The sequence below is a fragment of the Acidovorax sp. genome (assembly GCF_027492855.1).
Classification (GTDB): domain Bacteria; phylum Pseudomonadota; class Gammaproteobacteria; order Burkholderiales; family Burkholderiaceae_C; genus Acidovorax.
On the sequence record NZ_JAPUDY010000006.1, the window covers coordinates 15,169 to 31,240 of the forward strand.

Below are 16,072 nucleotides of genomic sequence, written 5' to 3' on the forward strand. Positions count from 1 at the left end.
ATCCACAAGCGCCCGCTTTTTCCTTGACAGCCCCACGACCATGACCCACGCAGAACCCCTGGTCCGCTTCAGCGGCGTGCAAAAAACCTACGATGGCGAGCAGCTCGTGGTGCGCGCGCTGGACCTGGACATTCAGCGCGGCGAATTCCTGAGCCTGCTGGGCCCGTCGGGCTCGGGCAAGACCACCACGCTGATGATGCTGGCGGGGTTTGAATCCCCCACCGCTGGCGACATCCTACTGGAGGGCAAGCCGATCACGCGCACGCCGCCGCACAAGCGCAACTTCGGCATGGTGTTCCAAAACTACGCGCTGTTTCCCCACCTCACCGTGGAGCAAAACGTGGCCTACCCGCTCACCGTGCGCAAAGTGCCCAAGGCCGAACAGGCCGAGCGCGTGAAAAAGGCGCTGGACATGGTGCGCCTGTCCGGCATGGCCGACCGCCTGCCCGCGCGCCTGTCGGGCGGGCAGCAGCAGCGCGTGGCGCTGGCGCGTGCGCTGGTGTTCAACCCCCAGTTGGTGCTGATGGACGAGCCGCTGGGTGCGCTCGACAAGCAACTGCGCGAGCACATGCAGATCGAGCTCAAAGAGCTGCACCGCCAACTGGGCCTGACCTTTGTGTACGTGACCCACGACCAGGGTGAAGCCCTGACCATGAGCGACCGCGTGGCGGTGTTCAACGATGGCTGCATCCAACAAATCGACCAGGTGGACCGGCTCTACGAAACCCCGGCCAACCGCTTCGTCGCCAATTTTGTGGGCGACAACGCGGTGCTCGAAGCCAGCGTGCACGCCACCGACGGCCAGGAATGCGAGGTGGTGCTCAAGGGCGGGGCACGCCTTCGCGGCATCAACGTCAACCACGCCTCTGTGGGCGACACGGTGCAGTGCAGCGTTCGCCCCGAGCGCATCCAGCTCGCCGAAGGCGCGGGCCACAACACCCTGAGCGGCACCGTGATGGACGTGATCTATTTCGGCGACCACCTGCGCCTGCGCTGCCGGATGGCCAGCGAAGCCGAGGTGATGGTCAAGCTCTCGCTCCACCACACCACCGTGCCCACGCCCGGCCACACCGTTCACCTGCATGCGCCAGCGCAGCACATGCGCGTGTATCTCTGACCCCCCGTTTTTTTCACCCCCACCCCTGCGAGGAGACAACCATGAACCACAAGAAAATTTTCCACCCCCTGCTGCTGGCCACGGCCGCCGCGCTCGCCATGCCCGCTCTGGCGCAGCAGGCCATCACCGTGGTCAACTTTGGCGGCGCCAACGGCGCGGCCCAGAAGAAGGCTTACTTCGAGGCCTATGAAAAAGCCACGGGCGGCAAGATCACCCAGGTGGAATACAACGGCGAGCAGGCCCGCGTGAAGGCCATGGTCGAGGCCAAGAAGGTAACCTGGGACGTGGTCGAGGTCGAAGGCCCGGACATCAGCCGCGGCTGCGACGAGGGCCTGTTCGAGCGCATGGACTGGAGCAAACTGGGCGCCAAGTCCGACTTCCTGCCCGCCGCCGTGCATGAGTGTGGCGTGGGCACCTTCGTCTGGTCCACCGTGCTGGCCTACAACGGCGACAAGCTCAAGACCGCCCCCACCGGCTGGGCCGATTTCTGGGACGTGAAGAAATTCCCCGGCAAACGCGGCCTGCGCAAGGGCGCGCGCTACAACCTCGAATTCGCGCTCATGGCCGACGGCGTGAAGGCCGCTGACGTGTACAAGGTGCTGGCCTCCAAGGACGGCGCCGACCGCGCCTTTAAAAAGCTGGGCGAGCTCAAGCCCCACATCCAGTGGTGGGAAGCAGGCGCCCTGCCCCCGCAGTTCCTGGTGGCGGGCGACGTGGCCATGACCAGCGCCTTCAGCGGCCGCATCGACGCCGCGCAGCGTGAGGGCCAGAACCTCAAGATCACCTGGACTGGCGGCATCTACGATCTGGACTTCTGGGTCATGCCCAAGGGCGGCGCCAACAAAGACGCCGCCATGAAATTCATCGCCCTGGCCAGTTCGCCCGACACCCAGGCCGAGTACGCACGCCACATCTCCTACGGCCCGACCAACACCAAGGCCATGGCCAAGATCGACGCCAAGACGCAGGCCCTGCTACCCACTTCGCCCGACAACAGCAAGGATGCGCTGCGCTTCAATGTGGCCTTCTGGGCCGACCAGGGCGAGGCCTTGGAGAAGCGCTTCACCGCCTGGGCAGCGCAATAAGCCCCGGCCAGCGCCCACCCGCATGAAGGCAATCGCATGAGCACAGCCACCATGGCCGCCCCCCAGAACCAGGAAGCGCCACTCGATCTGGGGCGCCAGTTGCGCACCGCCGAGCGCATGCGCCGCCTGCGCTCCATGGCGCTGACCCTGCCCCTGCTGGCCTTCCTGCTGGCGGTGTTTGTGGTGCCGCTGGCGGGCCTGCTGATCCGCGCGGTGGAGAACCCCGAGGTGGCCGACACGCTCGGCCACACCGGGGCTGTTCTGCAGCGCTGGAACCGCCAGGGCACGCCGCCCGACGCGGCCTACGCCGCGCTCGTGCGGGACCTCTCGGCCCTGCCAGAGACCGCGCAGGCCGGCGCCCTGGCCCGGCGCCTGAACAGCGAGGTCAGCGGTGCGCGCTCGCTCATCATGGGCACCTACCGCGCCCTGCCGCTGGAGGCGGGCCTGAGCGACACCGAGGTGCGCGAACGCATGCTGGCGCTTGATGCACGCTGGGCCGAGGCGCCCTACTGGCTGGCCATCGCCAAAAACGCCTCGCGCTGGACGCCCGACTACCTGCTTGCCTCCATCGACCTGCAGCGCACGCCTCAGGGCAATGTGGTGGCCGTGCCATCTGAAGCGGCCGCTTTTCGCGACATCCTGCTGCGCACCTTCGAGATGAGCGCCACGGTGACGCTGCTGGCCATCCTTGTCGGCTACCCGCTGGCTTACTGGCTCAGCACGCTTTCCGAGCGGCGTGCCAACCTGATGATGATCCTGGTGCTGGTGCCGTTCTGGACCTCGGTGCTGGTGCGCATCGCCGCCTGGATCGTGCTGCTGCAGAACAACGGCCTCATCAACCGGCTGCTGATGGGCATAGGCATCACCGATGCGCCCGTGCCGCTGCTGTTCAACCGGCTCGGCGTGGTCATCGCTATGGTGCACATCCTGCTGCCCTTCCTTGTGCTGCCGCTGTACAGCGTGATGAAGTCCATCCCGCCCAACTACCAGCGCGCCGCCGTGTCGCTGGGCAGCACGCCGCTGGCCGCGTTCTTTCGCGTCTACGTGCCGCAAACCTACCCCGGCGTGGCCGCGGGCGGCCTGCTGGTGTTCATCACCGCCATCGGCTACTACGTCACGCCGGCCCTGCTGGGCGGGCCCAGCGACCAGATGCTGAGCTACTACGTGGCGCAGTACATCAACGTCGAGGTCAACTGGGGCATGGCGGCCGCGCTCGGCTCGGTGTTGCTGGTGACCACGTTGGTGCTCTATGGCGTGTACCGCAAGTTTGGCAAGGCCGAACTCAGCATGGGTTGATGAACCCTACGGAACAAACCCCATGAAAACCGCCTACTTCCCCGCGCACTACCAACTGAGCGACAAACTCGGCTGGCTGGCGCTGCGCGCCTTCTGCGTTGGCGTGCTGCTGTTTTTGCTGCTGCCCATCTTCGTCATCGTTCCGCTGTCGTTCTCCAGCGGCTCCTTTCTGTCGTACCCGCTGCCGGGTTGGTCGCTGCAGTGGTACCGCGAGCTGCTGGATTCGCCCGAATGGGCGCGCGCCGCCCGCAACAGCTTCATCGTGGCGCCGCTGGCCACGGTGTTGGCCACGGCCCTGGGCACACTCGCGGCCATGGGACTGGCGCGCACACGCTTCGTGGGCAAAGGGCTCATCAGCGGCCTGCTGATCTCGCCCATGGTGGTGCCCATCGTCGTGGTGGCCGTCAGCACCTACCTGTTTTTCGCGCGCATCGGGCTGGCAGAAACCTACCTCGGCCTGGTGCTGGTGCACGCCGCCCTGGGCGCACCCTTTGTGGTGACCACGGTGCTGGCCACGCTGCAGGGCTTCAACCAGAACCTGGTCAAGGCCAGCCTGAGCCTGGGCGCCGGGCCGGTGCAGACCTTCTTCAGGATCACCCTGCCCGTCATCGCGCCGGGCGTGATCTCGGGTGCGCTGTTCGCCTTCGCGGCATCGTTCGACGAGGTGGTGGTCACGCTGTTCCTCGCCGGCCCCGAGCAGGTCACGCTGCCGCGCCAGATGTTCACCGGCATCCGCGAGAACATCTCCCCCGTGATCGCCGCCGTAGCCACGCTGCTGACGCTGTTCACCACGGCGCTGATGATGACGCTCGAATGGCTGCGTGGACGGCGCAAATGACATTCAAAATTTCTTAAAAAATGGCTTCTAGCGCTTATATATCAAGCGCAAACAGCTACATATTTGATAGCAAACCATCTCCTTAGCAACCAGCGCGGCGGCGCCAGCGTCACCTGCGTTTACTTCGGTTTTTGCCATTTGCGGTAAGTTCCTGTTTTCTGTTCCATTCGCACCGCCGGAGCCCCCATGCCCACTGCCTCAGCCCATAGCCCCCTCGCCCAGCTCAACGATCCCAGCCTGCTCAAGACCGACGGCCTCATCAACGGCCAGTGGGTGACGGGCAGCAGCCGCTTTGATGTGAACGACCCCGCCACGGGCCTGAAGCTGGCTGACGTGGCCAACCTGGGCCCTGTTGATGCCGAGGCAGCGATTGCCGCCGCCAACGCCGCCTGGCCCGCCTGGCGCACCAAGACCGCCAAGGAGCGCAGCATCATCCTGCGCAAGTGGTTCGACCTGCTTATGGCCAACCAGGACGACCTGGGCCGCATCATGACCGCCGAGCAGGGCAAGCCCCTGCCCGAAGCCAAGGGCGAAGTCGCCTACGGCGCGAGCTTTGTGGAATGGTTTGCCGAAGAAGCCAAACGCGTCAACGGCGAGACCTTGCCCCAGTTCGACAACAGCCGCCGCCTGCTGGTCTTGAAGCAACCCATTGGCGTGTGTGCGGCCATCACGCCGTGGAACTTCCCGCTGGCCATGATCACCCGCAAGGTCGCACCCGCGCTGGCTGCAGGCTGCCCCGTGGTCATCAAACCCGCCGAGCTGACCCCGCTCACCGCCCTGGCTGCGGCCGAACTGGCCCTGCGTGCGGGCATTCCGGCCGGGGTGTTCAACATCCTGCCCGCCGACAGCGACAACTCGATCGCCATCGGCAAGGTTCTGTGCGCGAGCGACGTGGTGCGCCACATCAGCTTCACCGGCAGCACCGAAGTGGGCCGCATCCTGATGGCGCAGTCCGCACCCACGGTCAAGAAGATGTCGCTGGAGCTGGGCGGCAACGCGCCCTTTTTGGTGTTCGACGATGCCGACATCGACAGCGCCGTCGAAGGCGCATTCGCCAGCAAATACCGCAACGCGGGCCAGACCTGCGTGTGCACCAACCGCTTTTACGTGCAGGAAGGCGTGTATGACGAATTCGTGGCCAAGTTCGCTGCCAAGGTCAAAACCGCCAAGGTGGGCAACGGCTTTGAAGCCGGTGTGAACCAGGGCCCGCTGATCGAGGAAGCCGCGCTGACCAAGGTGCAGCGCCATGTGGATGACGCCATTGCCAAAGGCGGCCAGGTGGTGGCCGGTGGCAAGCGCCTCACCAGCCTGGGCTCGGGCCAGTTCTTCGAGCCCACGGTGATCGCCAACGCATCGGCCGACATGCTGTGTGCACGCGAGGAAACCTTTGGCCCCTTTGCCCCGGTCTTCAAGTTCAAAACTGAGCAAGAGGCCATCGACGCCGCCAACAACACCGAATTTGGCCTCGCCAGCTACTTCTACAGCCGCGACGTGGGCCGCATCTTCCGCGTGACCGAGGCATTGGAATACGGCATGGTCGGCGCCAACGTGGGCATCCTGGCCACCGAGCACGTGCCCTTTGGCGGCGTCAAGCAATCCGGCCTGGGCCGCGAGGGCTCGCACCACGGCATGGACGACTACGTGGAGATCAAGTACCTGTGCCTGGGAGACATCCAGAACGGCCTATGAGCGCCACGCAGATCGCCGCTTGATCAATGAATTGCTACTATTTTTATAGCATTTAGCGCTTATCCATCAAGCGCAAGACGCCAAAATGCATGAAAATTATGTGAACACCGGCACATGGCGGCATTCGGCCCCCAGGCCACCGGCCTCGACCGGTGAGCGCGAAAGGGAATGCTGCCTATAATCCAGGGCTTCGCGGGTGTAGTTCAATGGTAGAACGGCAGCTTCCCAAGCTTCATACGAGGGTTCGATTCCCTTCACCCGCTCCAGATACACAACCTGCCAGGTGGCAACGCCTGGCAGGTTTTTTTATGCCTGGGCGGCTGTTTCAGGGCAAACCCAGCACCTGCCCGCTCTCAAACACCCGGTGCTCCCCCGTGACCGGGTCCACAAACGCCAGCGACCGTGCCAGCAACTGCAGGGGCCGCGAATAGTCACCTTCGGGCGGGTCGTTGACGACCGGGTAGAACGGGTCGTTGCGCAGCGGCAGGCCCAGGGCGGCCATGTGCACGCGCAACTGGTGGCGTTTGCCGGTGACGGGAGACAACCGGTAGCGCGCCCAGTCACCGGCCACCTCCAGCACCTGCATGTGGGTGTGGCTGTTGGGCTCGCCGGGCACCTCTTGCATGCGAAAGAACTGCGGGCTTTCCTCCAGGCGGCTGGCATGGTCGCGGGGGAAGGCCAGGTCCGCGCGCCAGGGGGCGATTGCGTCGTAGTGTTTGGTGATCTGGCGGTCGCGGAACAAGGCCTGGTAGGCGCCGCGCGTGCGCTGCTGCACCGACAGCATCACCAGCCCGGCGGTGTCGCGGTCGATGCGGTGCAGGGGCGACAGCTCGGGCAGCCCGAGTTGGCGCTTGAGCCGCACCAGCAGCGTGTTGTGCAGGTAGCGGCCCGAGGGCGTGACGGGCATGAAATGTGGCTTGTCAGCCACCACCAGATGGTCGTCCTGGTACAGCACTGTTTCGCTGAACGGCAGCACGGGCTCTGCGGGCAGGCTGCGGTAGTAGTACAGGCGCAGCCCGCCCTCAAACGGCCGCTCGGGCAGCACCGGGTGGCCGTGCTCGTCCACCACATCGCCCGCCAACATGCGCCCGCGCCATGCGTCGCGGGTCACCACGGGCAGCCGCTGGGCCAGAAAATCCAGCATGTTGCCCTGCCCACGTGTGGGCAGCACCACACAACTGGGGCTCACGCCATCGCGCACGGGCAGGACGTGGGGGTGGTGGGGGTTGTGCATGGCGTACAAATTTTAGGTTCAATGAAAATCCCGGCTGCCCTGCAGCGCCTGCGCCATGCGCCCGAGCAGCGGGGTCAAATCCTTGAAGCGCTGGGCCACCAGGTGGCGCACCACCGTGGGGGATGCCGCGTCGTGGCCAGGCGTGGGACCTGCGCCCTCCGGCACGCTGCACTGCCACACACCCTCTACCGCCAGCAGTTGCGACCGGAGCAGCGCATTGCGCCAGCGGTCCACCAGCGCGGGCCACACGATCACATTGACGGGACCGGTTTCGTCTTCAAGCGTGACGAACATGGTGCCCTTGGCGGTGCCGGGGCGCTGGCGCACGGTGACGATGCCACAGGCGCGCACCTTGCGGCCATGGGGTGCAGCCATCAGTTGCAGTGCGGTTTGCAGGCGCCAGCGCGCCAGGCGCGGGCGCAGCAGGGCCAGCGGGTGGCGGCGCAGCGTGAGACCGGTGGCGGCGTAGTCGAACAAAATTTCCTCGCCTTCGGGGGCCTCGAGCAGAACCAGCGGTGTTTCGTGCACGGGCACGTCGCGCAGCAGGGCCGGGGCGCTGTGCTGGGCGGCGGCGTCCCACATCTGCTGGCGGCGGTGGCCTGACAGGCTGGCCAGCGCATCGGCGGCAGCCAGGGCTTGCAGATCCTGCGGGCTCAGTTGCGCACGCAGGGCCAGGTCTTCGGTGCTGGCAAAAACGGCGGGGCTTGCCGAACGCGCCTGCACCACCCGCGCTGCGGCCTTTTGGTGCAGGCTGCCCACCAGGCGCAGGCCCAGGCGCACGGCGGGTTGTGGCAGGGGCGGCACGGGCAGGCACCTGGGGGGGCGCAGCGGCTCGGGCGGGCCTTCCAGCGTGCAATCGACATCGCTTTGGGTCACGTCGATGGGCAGCACACGCACGCCGTGGCGGCGGGCGTCCTGTACCAGTTGCGAGGCGGTGTAAAAGCCCATGGGCAGCGAGTTGAGCAGCGCGGCCAGAAAACACGCGGGCTCGTGGCATTTGAGCCAGCTGCTGGCATAGGCCAGCAGGGCAAAGCTGTGGGCGTGGCTTTCAGGAAAGCCGTATTCGCCAAAACCGAGCATCTGCTGGAAGATGGCTTGCGCAAATTCAGCGCGGTAGCCCTTGGCGAGCATGCCTTGTTTCAAAGGTTCTTCAAACCGGTGCACGCCGCCCTTGCGCTTCCAGGCCGCCATGGATCGGCGCAGGTCGTCGGCCATGCCGGGCGTGAAGTCGGCGGCGACCATGGCGATCTGCATGACCTGCTCTTGGAAGATGGGCACGCCCAGCGTGCGTTCGAGCGCCGCATGCAGCTCGGGTTTTTCCAGCTCCAGCGGCAGGCCCTGGCGCCTGCGCTCGCGCGCTTTCAGGTACGGGTGCACCATGCCGCCCTGGATGGGGCCGGGCCGCACGATGGCGACCTCGACCACCAGGTCGTAGAACTCGCGCGGGCGCAGGCGCGGCAGCATGCTCATCTGAGCGCGGCTTTCGATCTGGAAAACGCCCACGGTGTCGGCGGCGCAGATCATGTCGTAGGTGGCGACGTCCTTGCCCGGAATGTCGTGCAGTTGCCAGCGTTCGTTGCGCAGCGCCGCGCGCAAGTCCAGGCAACGGCGCAGCGCGCTGAGCATGCCCAGGGCCAGCACGTCCACCTTGAGCAGGCCCATGTCGTCCAGATCGTCCTTGTCCCACTGGATGATGCCGCGCTTTTCCATGGCGGCGGGCTCCACCGGCACCAGCCGCGTGAGCTTGCCCTGTGTGAGCACGAAGCCGCCCACATGCTGGCTCAGGTGGCGCGGAAAGCCCTTGAGCTGGGTCGCCAGCTCCAGCCACAGCGCGGCCGTGTGGCGGCGCAGCGGCGCGCCCACGCTGTGGGCCAGCTCCTGCAGGCGGTCGGCGGCGAATGTGTCGTCGAACCAATGATGGTCCTTGGCGAAGGCATCCACCAGCACGGGGGCCACGCCCAGGGCTTTACCCACGTCGCGCAAGGCGCTGCGCGTGCGGTAGGTGGTGACCACGGCGGCGATGGCGGCGCGGTCGCGGCCGTATTTGCCGTAGATGTACTGGATGACCTCTTCGCGCCGGTCGTGCTCGAAGTCCACGTCGATGTCGGGCGGCTCGCTACGCTCCTTGCTGATGAAGCGCTCGAACAGCAGGTGCGAATCCTCCGGGTCTACCGCCGTGATGCCCAGCACGTAGCAGACCACCGAGTTGGCTGCCGAGCCGCGCCCCTGGCACAGAATGCCCACGCTGCGCGCGAAGCGCACGATGTCGTACACGGTGAGGAAGTACATCTCGTAGCGGCAATGTGCGATGAGCTCCAACTCCTTTCGTATCTGCGCGGCGATCTTGCTGGGCACGCCCTGCGGGTACAGGCCTGCGGCCTTGCCATCAACCAGCCAGGCCAGCGCCTGGGCGGGCGTCATGCCTTCGGGCACCGTCTCCAGCGGGTACTGGTACTTGATCTCATCGAGGCTGAAACGGCAGCGCCCGGCCACGGTGAGCGTGGCCGCCAGCAGCGCGGGTGGGTAGATGCCCGCCAGCCGCACGCGGCGGCGCAAGTGGCGCTCGGCATTGGGCTGCAGCGCAAACCCGCACTCCGCCACGCTGCAGCCGCGCTGCACGGCGGTGGCCACGTCCTGCAGCGGCTTGCGCAAGCGGCTGTGCATGTGCACGTCGCCCGCCGCCACCAGCGGCAGGTTGAGCGCGGCCCCCGCTTGCTGCAGCGTGGCCAGCCACAGGCCGTCGTCCGGTGCCAGGTGCAGCTCTACCGCCAGCCAGAGATGGTCGTCAAGATTTGAATCAAATTGACCCCTAGCGCTTGATATACAAGCGCTAACAGCTATCAAATCAGAAGCATCAAAGCGCTGACGGCAAGGCGCCAGCAGCAGCTCGCAACCCTGCAGCAACGCAAAGGGGCTGCCCGGCCCCACGTGGTACTGGCCCTTGGGCGCCGCAGCGCGCGCGGCGGTGATGAACTCGCACAGGTTGCCCCAGCCGTGGGCATCGCGCGCCAGCGCCACCAGCCGCAGGTCACCCCACAGGAACTCGCTGCCCACGATGAGGTGCAGGCCCTGTTTTTTGGCGGCCCCGTGCGCCCGCACCACCCCGGCCACCGAACATTCGTCGGTCAGCGCCAGGGCCTGGTAACCCAGTTGCTGCGCACGCTCCACCAGCTCCTGCGGGTGCGATGCGCCACGCTGGAAGCTGAAGTTGGACAGGCAATGCAGCTCGGCATAGCCTGGCAGCGCACCGGGTGCGGCCTTCATATCAGCAGCGCCCATCGCCTTACCCGAAGACACCATGCAGGAACCAGCGGTGGGGGCGCAGCAAGACCGCCGACTCACCCTCAGCCGCTGGCGCCAGCCGTTCGCAAAACACCCACACCAGCCCGGCCACGTCGTTGTGGGCCACAAAATAGTCGCGCAAGGCCAGGCCTGGCTGAGGGCGGTCCGGGTCTGCAAGATCGGCAGCGGCGACGGGCTCGTCGGCGCAAGACCACCAGCCAGCCTCGAACCGATGGGGCCCGGCCAGCAGACGCAGCAGCCCGTGGTGGCTGGGCCGGTGCCCCTGCATAGGCAGACGACGGGGCGTGCGCAGCAGCCAGGTGGGCCACAGCGCCGCATCGGGCGTATGGGCGCCGGTGAACGCTGCGCCACCGCCACCGCCCAGCACCTCGGCCGCAGGGCGCCACTGCTGCATACATTCGGGCCGATGGTCGGCCTGCAGCACGGGCGCCTGCACCCGGTCCGCCCCCAGCCGGGCCGACAGGCGTTCCAGCAGTTGGTGCAAGGCCTCGCCCTGTGCGGAGGCCGACGCGCCGCCCCCGCCCCTGCGGTCGTCAGGGGGCAGCAGGCTGGTGCTGCGGTGTGACAGCGGCGCCGACTCCAGCAGCCGCAAGCTGATGTGGTTGGCCGGTGCCGCCAGCGTGGTGCGCGCCAGGTTCTCCGACAGCAGGCGCCGCAGGTGCGCCATGTCCTGCGTGGCCTGGGCGGTGCGCACCTGCAGGGCCTGCGTGGGGGCAATGGCCACACCATCGATGCGGCGCAGATCGTGGCGCCAGACCAGCTCCAGCGCCAGCGCGCCCTGCTGGCGCGCCTGCAGCCAGCCCTGCAAGGCCATGAGGCTGCGGTGGACGCTACACAGCAGGGCATCGGCCGAGGTGGCCAGCGCGGGCAACTCCGTGGCCAAAACAAACTGCTCGGGCAACGTGAGCCAAGCATGGGCTTCAGGGGCATCACCCAAGGCCTGGTCCAACACCCGCAACGCCGCAGCGCCCAGCCGCCTGGCCACTCCAGCACGCGGCAATGCGCGCAACGCACCCCAGGTACGGCACCCCATACGCTCCAGGCTGGCCACATGGGGGCGCAAGGCGGTCAACGTGTGCAAAGGCAGGCCTTGCACCGCTTGCACTTGCTCTGGCGGCCCTTCTTTCACCCGCTGTGCACGCCCTGCCAGCGCCATGCGCAGCCAGGCCTGCGCCACCAAGGCGGTGGGCCCACAGCCCCAGCGGGGGGATGGCGGCGCGCCCGCCTCCCTGGCGGCCATGGTGTCAACCCGCCCTTCGGAGGCTTCGGTCCAGGCCTTCAGCACCAAGGCCAGCAAGGCATCGCGCCCGCCCCAGAGCCGTTCAGTGGTGGACACCTCCAACAACACAGTGTCGCCATCCACCAGCGCCACGCGCGGGGTAAAACGCAAGGCCCACCAGCCTGCGGCAGCGTTTGGTGCCGCAACCGCCATCCCGGCCCCGCTCCGCAGACCGGTGTCGGCGCGGCCGGCTTCGGGCTCATCCTGCCACGGCAGCGGCAATGCGATCCAGTGCATGTCCCCTCCCCTGCCATTGCGCCATCGCAGACTCTGGACGCACGGCAAGCGCCATCTGCGCAGCGCGGCGGCGCTCGGCTTGCGCCACCAGGGCCTGCGCCAGCCGGGGGTGGCAGCCCGGCAGATCCAGCCCTTGCACCAGGGGCGGCCCCCGGCGCTTGAGAACCTGCACCTGCATCCCGGGCCATGCAGCGGCAGATGCGTCTCCAGGCGGTGTTCGCCCCTGTACCTGCAGTCTCAGCAAGGCCGGCGACGCCTGCGATGCGGCGCTGGCCGGGCGAAACACCCACAGCAATTGCTGCTGCTGCGCCGCTGCCAACTGCAATCTGCGCAAGGCTGCAGCGGGCGCCTGCGGCAGCCAGGCCATGACGGCCAGCACATCGCGGCACCGCAGTGCCTGTTCAGCCGCCCAAAGCGCCGCACGGGCGTTATCGGCCCGCACCACACACAAGCGCTCGATTGGCAACCCCTGCGCCTTCAGCGCCGGGCCAAAGGGCTCACAGGGCGGCGCCACCGCCACCACAGCCCCTGCATGCCGGGCCGTGGCCTGTGCCAGCGCAGGCAGCACCAACTGCCATTCATGCGCCCCCCCCAGGGGCTGCAGCACCTCACACAAAGCCCCCACCGGCCAGCCCCCGCCCGGCAGTTGGGCGTCCAGCGGCGCATACCCCGTGGGCTGCGCTGGGTGCGCACCTGCGCCCAAAGCATCTGCATGCCAGACACCCGGTACGGCAGAGGGCAGATCGGGCGCAATCCGCAAGGACAGGCTGGGCGCAGGCATGGCGGTGAGAAGGCTCCACAGAAGAATACTGTAAATATAACCAGTATTTTAAAGCGCTGGGAGGCTCTTTGCGCATAAAGCGGCGAATGCCTGATGGCAAGGCCCCCAGCCTGCAAGCTCCACACAGTGGGCGCACTTCAGGCCAGGCCGGTCTGCTCCGTGGAAATGGGACAGCGATTTATTCTCGGTCCGCTGGCGGGCACCTTCATGCCCTTTGCGCGTGCCTTACAACCGCTGCACGGCCCAGTCACACCAGTTGGCCACGGCGGCATCCGTGGGGGTGGCGCGGTCCGGCAACTGGGGCCAGCGGCGCAGACAGCCGTGGAAGATGTTTTGCAGTTGCCACAGCGCCTCGCGCCCCACCAGGGCGACCTCGGCCATGCCGATAGCGTCGCCCTGCAATTGCGCCAGCAATTCGCCTTGGTGCTGGGGGTGTGATCCCGCTTCGATCAAGGCTTTTTGCAAGGCCAGCAAGCGGGAATCGGCGAATGCAAAAGCACCGTCTGCCGGGGCTTTGGCGGCAGCCCCAAGGGGCAAGGCGGCCTTGAGCTGATCCCAATAGGCAAAGGCCTCGGCAAGCAGTTCGATCTGGCGCGGGGCGTCATCGCCCAGGGGCATGAGGGCCGACTCGCGTGCTGCCTCTTCTTGCAGCAGGGGCAGCACATGCACCACCAGCGCCTGTGGAAATTTGCGGTGGTTGAGCCGCAGCATCAGCGACAGGCGCTGCGCGGGCATGTCCTCGTATTTTTCGTAGAACGCCGCCACCACCTCGGCCAGCAACAGAATGGCCCCCATGGGCGTGATGCTGGCACCGGCCAGGCCACGCGGGTAGCCGCTGCCGTCCATGCGTTCGTGGTGCTCCAGCACGGCCACTTCGGCAGCGCGGGGGTATGCCTTGGTGTCGCGGACCATCAGCATGGCCGTGATCGGGTGCGCCGCCAGGTGCTTGCGCTGCGCACCTACCACCTTGTGGTCGGGGTCGCTCCAGGCCGGGTCCATGTGCAGCACGCCCAGGTCATGGAACAAGGCGGCGGCGGCCAGCGTGCTGCAGTCGCGCTCCACGAGGCCGCTCTTGATGCCCAGGAACACGGCCACGATCATCATCTGCAGGCTGTGTTCAAAAAGGCTGGCACGCTGGTCGCGCATCACGGTGAGCTTGCAGGCCATGGACACAGGCAAGGGCAAGGAGCGCAGCGGCGCCAACAGCCGATCCGCCGAGCCCAGCGCCTGGGCGAGCATGCCGGACAGCTCCTGCTGTTCGATCAGCGCCTGGCTTGCCGCCAGCAGGGCAGGCACGTCCACAGGGTTTTCAATGGACAGATGGCGGTCGATGGGCTCGCGCAGTTTGTGCTGCACCAGACGGCCATAAAGACGGCTGTCGATGCGGGCGCCCTTCTCCACCAGTTTGATGCCGTTGTCGGTGTAAATGGCTGCGTCAGCCACTACCGTTCGGCTGTCCGCCATGTCAGTCAGAGCGCGCAGGTAATGGGGGCTGTCAGTGGTGTCGTGGTCCGCTGAAACGAGGGTATCTGTCATGCGATGAACAACATATCGTTAGCTCGGACTATAGGGCGTTCGCTTGCAGGGCGCCGGGAGCCAATCCCCCCGCTACCGTACTGGCTTGAGGCACCACAAGCCCGGACGGAGAACCGCTGTGGCAGAAGGCATGGCATCCAGAAGCGGCATGCGGATGGAATGCATCTTTGCATCCCCATCCAATCACCCCGGCACTTGACGTGCTTCGTAAAAGAACCAGGACAACGCCCTGGGATCAACAAAAACGTGCTCATAGCAGCGTTCCAAAATCAGACCAGAATTCTCGCCGACCTATGGTGATTTTGGGCCATTTTTCAGGGATTTCGGCTGTCAATCTTGGGTAAACCCTTAAAAGTTCCGCTTATATTATTCTCAAAACTGGAACAGTTAGTTAGCGACTAGGCGGTTTTTCATTGGACTCCATCGGCGTACAGTTCAACCCATCGATGAGCCGAACCCGCAAGGCGACTCACCGAACCCAGGGTTGAGGCAGTTTTCTTAGTTGGTTTGCCCCTGGTTTTTTTGAGACGCTTTTTTAACTTTAAGGACTTTGATCATGAACACGACCGCACGTTTCCTCTCCATCGCCGCTGTTGCCGCTTTCGCTTCTTTCGGTGCCTACGCTGACGAAGCCGATGGCTCGCAATTCGCTACCCAGTTTGAAACCAACCGCACCCGCGCTGAAGTGGCTGCCGAAGCTTCTACCGTCGCCCAGACCCGCTCCATCGAGCCAGCCGGTTCGCGTGTGACGACATACCAATCCACGGCTGACCGCTCTGCCGTGCGTGCCCAGGCTGCCGAAGCCGTGCGCACGGGCCAGATTCCTTCGGGTGAGCTGGGCTAAGCCCTTTGCCCTCTGACTGTTGAGTTGAAGAACCCTATTTTTTGAATTTCACTGGAGTATCACCATGAACAAGACCGCACGTTTCCTCTCCGTCGCTGCTGTGACTGCTTTCGTTTCTTTTGGCGCCCTGGCTGATGAAGCCGATGGTTCGCAATTTGCCCTGCAGTTCGAGACGAACCGCACCCGCGCTGAAGTGAACGCAGAAGCCGTGGTCGAAGCCCGCACCCACAACATGGAACCCGCAGGTTCGCGCGTCGTGACTTACTCGTCCACGGCTGACCGCTCTGCCGTGCGTGCACTGGCTGCTGAAGCCGTGCGCACGGGCCAGATCCCTCACGGCGAAATCGGCACCATCATGTAAATGGATGATGGCTCCCGCTGCCCACCGCGCAGACGGGCTGGGGAGTGCCAGAAAAGTGCAGATGCAATGCAAAAGGCCGGGGCCCCTCGCGGGGCACCGGCCTTTTTTTGCTGCGCAATGAATCGATCGGTTTGCCGGGTTATAGGTTATGGGATCAGCGTAACGCCAGTCTTGCCCTGCAAGGCTTCGAAGGTCACACCAGGGGCCAGCTCCACCACCTTGAGGCCCTGCGGCGTCACGTCCATGACGGCCAGGTCGGTGATGATGCGGTCCACCACGCCCACGCCCGTCAGGGGCAGCGTGCAGCTGGGCAGGATCTTCATGTCTTCGGTGCCGTCCTTCTTGCGCGCCACATGCTCCATGAGCACGATCACGCGCTTGACGCCCGCCACCAGGTCCATGGCGCCGCCCATGCCTTTGACCATCTTGCCGGGGATCATCCAGTTGGCCAGGTCGCCCTTTTCGCTGACCT

General features: G+C 65.9%; 13 protein-coding genes and 1 tRNA gene. 8 read left to right on the plus strand and 6 right to left on the minus strand.

Translation table 11 applies throughout. The features are described from left to right. Positions 1–40 precede the first annotated feature (40 nt). The 6 genes from Q0105_RS00690 (at position 41) to Q0105_RS00715 (ending at position 6,291) form a co-directional block, all read left to right on the plus strand. The gene (locus tag Q0105_RS00690; RefSeq protein ID WP_298207728.1) at positions 41–1,117 is read left to right on the plus strand and encodes an ABC transporter ATP-binding protein; all 1,077 of its coding nucleotides are present in this window, start codon (positions 41–43) and stop codon (positions 1,115–1,117) included. 41 nt (positions 1,118–1,158) lie between these two features. Further along, entirely contained in the window at positions 1,159–2,202 is a 1,044-nt protein-coding gene (locus Q0105_RS00695) for an ABC transporter substrate-binding protein (RefSeq protein ID WP_298207729.1), read from the plus strand. A gap of 51 nt (positions 2,203–2,253) precedes the next feature. After that, the gene (locus tag Q0105_RS00700) at positions 2,254–3,498 is read left to right on the plus strand and encodes an ABC transporter permease (RefSeq protein WP_298207749.1); all 1,245 of its coding nucleotides are present in this window, start codon (positions 2,254–2,256) and stop codon (positions 3,496–3,498) included. Between the two features lie 22 nt (positions 3,499–3,520). Further along, positions 3,521–4,336: an ABC transporter permease gene (locus Q0105_RS00705; protein WP_298207730.1), complete on the plus strand. Its 816-nt coding sequence runs from the start codon at positions 3,521–3,523 to the stop codon at positions 4,334–4,336. Positions 4,337–4,522: 186 nt separating this feature from the next. Next, the gene (locus tag Q0105_RS00710; RefSeq protein ID WP_298207731.1) at positions 4,523–6,025 is read left to right on the plus strand and encodes an NAD-dependent succinate-semialdehyde dehydrogenase; all 1,503 of its coding nucleotides are present in this window, start codon (positions 4,523–4,525) and stop codon (positions 6,023–6,025) included. 192 nt (positions 6,026–6,217) lie between these two features. Further along, positions 6,218–6,291, plus strand: a tRNA-Gly gene (locus Q0105_RS00715). A 59-nt stretch (positions 6,292–6,350) separates the two neighbouring features. Here the strand turns inward: Q0105_RS00715 and Q0105_RS00720 are convergent. The 5 genes from Q0105_RS00720 to Q0105_RS00740 form a co-directional block, all read right to left on the minus strand. Beyond that, a complete protein-coding gene (locus tag Q0105_RS00720; RefSeq protein WP_298207733.1) occupies positions 6,351–7,259 on the minus strand; it encodes a pseudouridine synthase in 909 nt (302 codons plus the stop codon). An 18-nt stretch (positions 7,260–7,277) separates the two neighbouring features. Next, positions 7,278–10,559, minus strand: coding sequence for an error-prone DNA polymerase (locus Q0105_RS00725; protein ID WP_298207735.1), 3,282 nt, complete (start codon positions 10,557–10,559; stop codon positions 7,278–7,280). After that, positions 10,543–12,078, minus strand: coding sequence for a DNA polymerase Y family protein (locus tag Q0105_RS00730; RefSeq protein ID WP_298207737.1), 1,536 nt, complete (start codon positions 12,076–12,078; stop codon positions 10,543–10,545). Before Q0105_RS00730 ends, Q0105_RS00725 begins: the two co-directional genes overlap by 17 nt. Further along, entirely contained in the window at positions 12,041–12,859 is an 819-nt protein-coding gene (gene imuA / locus Q0105_RS00735; protein ID WP_298207739.1) for a translesion DNA synthesis-associated protein ImuA, read from the minus strand. Before imuA ends, Q0105_RS00730 begins: the two co-directional genes overlap by 38 nt. A gap of 225 nt (positions 12,860–13,084) precedes the next feature. After that, positions 13,085–14,395, minus strand: coding sequence for an HD domain-containing phosphohydrolase (locus Q0105_RS00740; protein ID WP_298207741.1), 1,311 nt, complete (start codon positions 14,393–14,395; stop codon positions 13,085–13,087). A gap of 556 nt (positions 14,396–14,951) precedes the next feature. On the opposite strand from Q0105_RS00740, the gene Q0105_RS00745 reads away from it, so the two are divergent. Then, positions 14,952–15,239 (plus strand): DUF4148 domain-containing protein, encoded by a 288-nt coding sequence (locus Q0105_RS00745; RefSeq protein ID WP_298207743.1) that lies wholly within the window; start codon positions 14,952–14,954, stop codon positions 15,237–15,239. Between the two features lie 64 nt (positions 15,240–15,303). After that, positions 15,304–15,600 carry a DUF4148 domain-containing protein gene (locus Q0105_RS00750; protein ID WP_298207745.1) on the plus strand — a complete coding sequence of 99 codons (297 nt, stop codon included), beginning with the start codon at positions 15,304–15,306 and terminating at the stop codon, positions 15,598–15,600. A gap of 146 nt (positions 15,601–15,746) precedes the next feature. Here Q0105_RS00750 and Q0105_RS00755 read toward each other — a convergent pair. Next, the coding region (locus tag Q0105_RS00755; RefSeq protein WP_298207747.1) for a CoA-transferase at positions 15,747–16,072 on the minus strand (326 nt) is incomplete at its 5' end.

Coding starts and splice junctions, on each gene's coding strand:
- Q0105_RS00690 (WP_298207728.1), top strand. CDS start 41: ATGACCCACGCAGAACCCCTGGTCCGCTTCAGCGGCGTGCAAAAAACC.
- Q0105_RS00695 (WP_298207729.1), top strand. CDS start 1,159: ATGAACCACAAGAAAATTTTCCACCCCCTGCTGCTGGCCACGGCCGCC.
- Q0105_RS00700 (WP_298207749.1), top strand. CDS start 2,254: ATGGCCGCCCCCCAGAACCAGGAAGCGCCACTCGATCTGGGGCGCCAG.
- Q0105_RS00705 (WP_298207730.1), top strand. CDS start 3,521: ATGAAAACCGCCTACTTCCCCGCGCACTACCAACTGAGCGACAAACTC.
- Q0105_RS00710 (WP_298207731.1), top strand. CDS start 4,523: ATGCCCACTGCCTCAGCCCATAGCCCCCTCGCCCAGCTCAACGATCCC.
- Q0105_RS00720 (WP_298207733.1), bottom strand. CDS start 7,259: ATGCACAACCCCCACCACCCCCACGTCCTGCCCGTGCGCGATGGCGTG.
- Q0105_RS00725 (WP_298207735.1), bottom strand. CDS start 10,559: ATGGTGTCTTCGGGTAAGGCGATGGGCGCTGCTGATATGAAGGCCGCA.
- Q0105_RS00730 (WP_298207737.1), bottom strand. CDS start 12,078: ATGCACTGGATCGCATTGCCGCTGCCGTGGCAGGATGAGCCCGAAGCC.
- imuA (WP_298207739.1), bottom strand. CDS start 12,859: ATGCCTGCGCCCAGCCTGTCCTTGCGGATTGCGCCCGATCTGCCCTCT.
- Q0105_RS00740 (WP_298207741.1), bottom strand. CDS start 14,395: ATGACAGATACCCTCGTTTCAGCGGACCACGACACCACTGACAGCCCC.
- Q0105_RS00745 (WP_298207743.1), top strand. CDS start 14,952: ATGAACACGACCGCACGTTTCCTCTCCATCGCCGCTGTTGCCGCTTTC.
- Q0105_RS00750 (WP_298207745.1), top strand. CDS start 15,304: ATGAACAAGACCGCACGTTTCCTCTCCGTCGCTGCTGTGACTGCTTTC.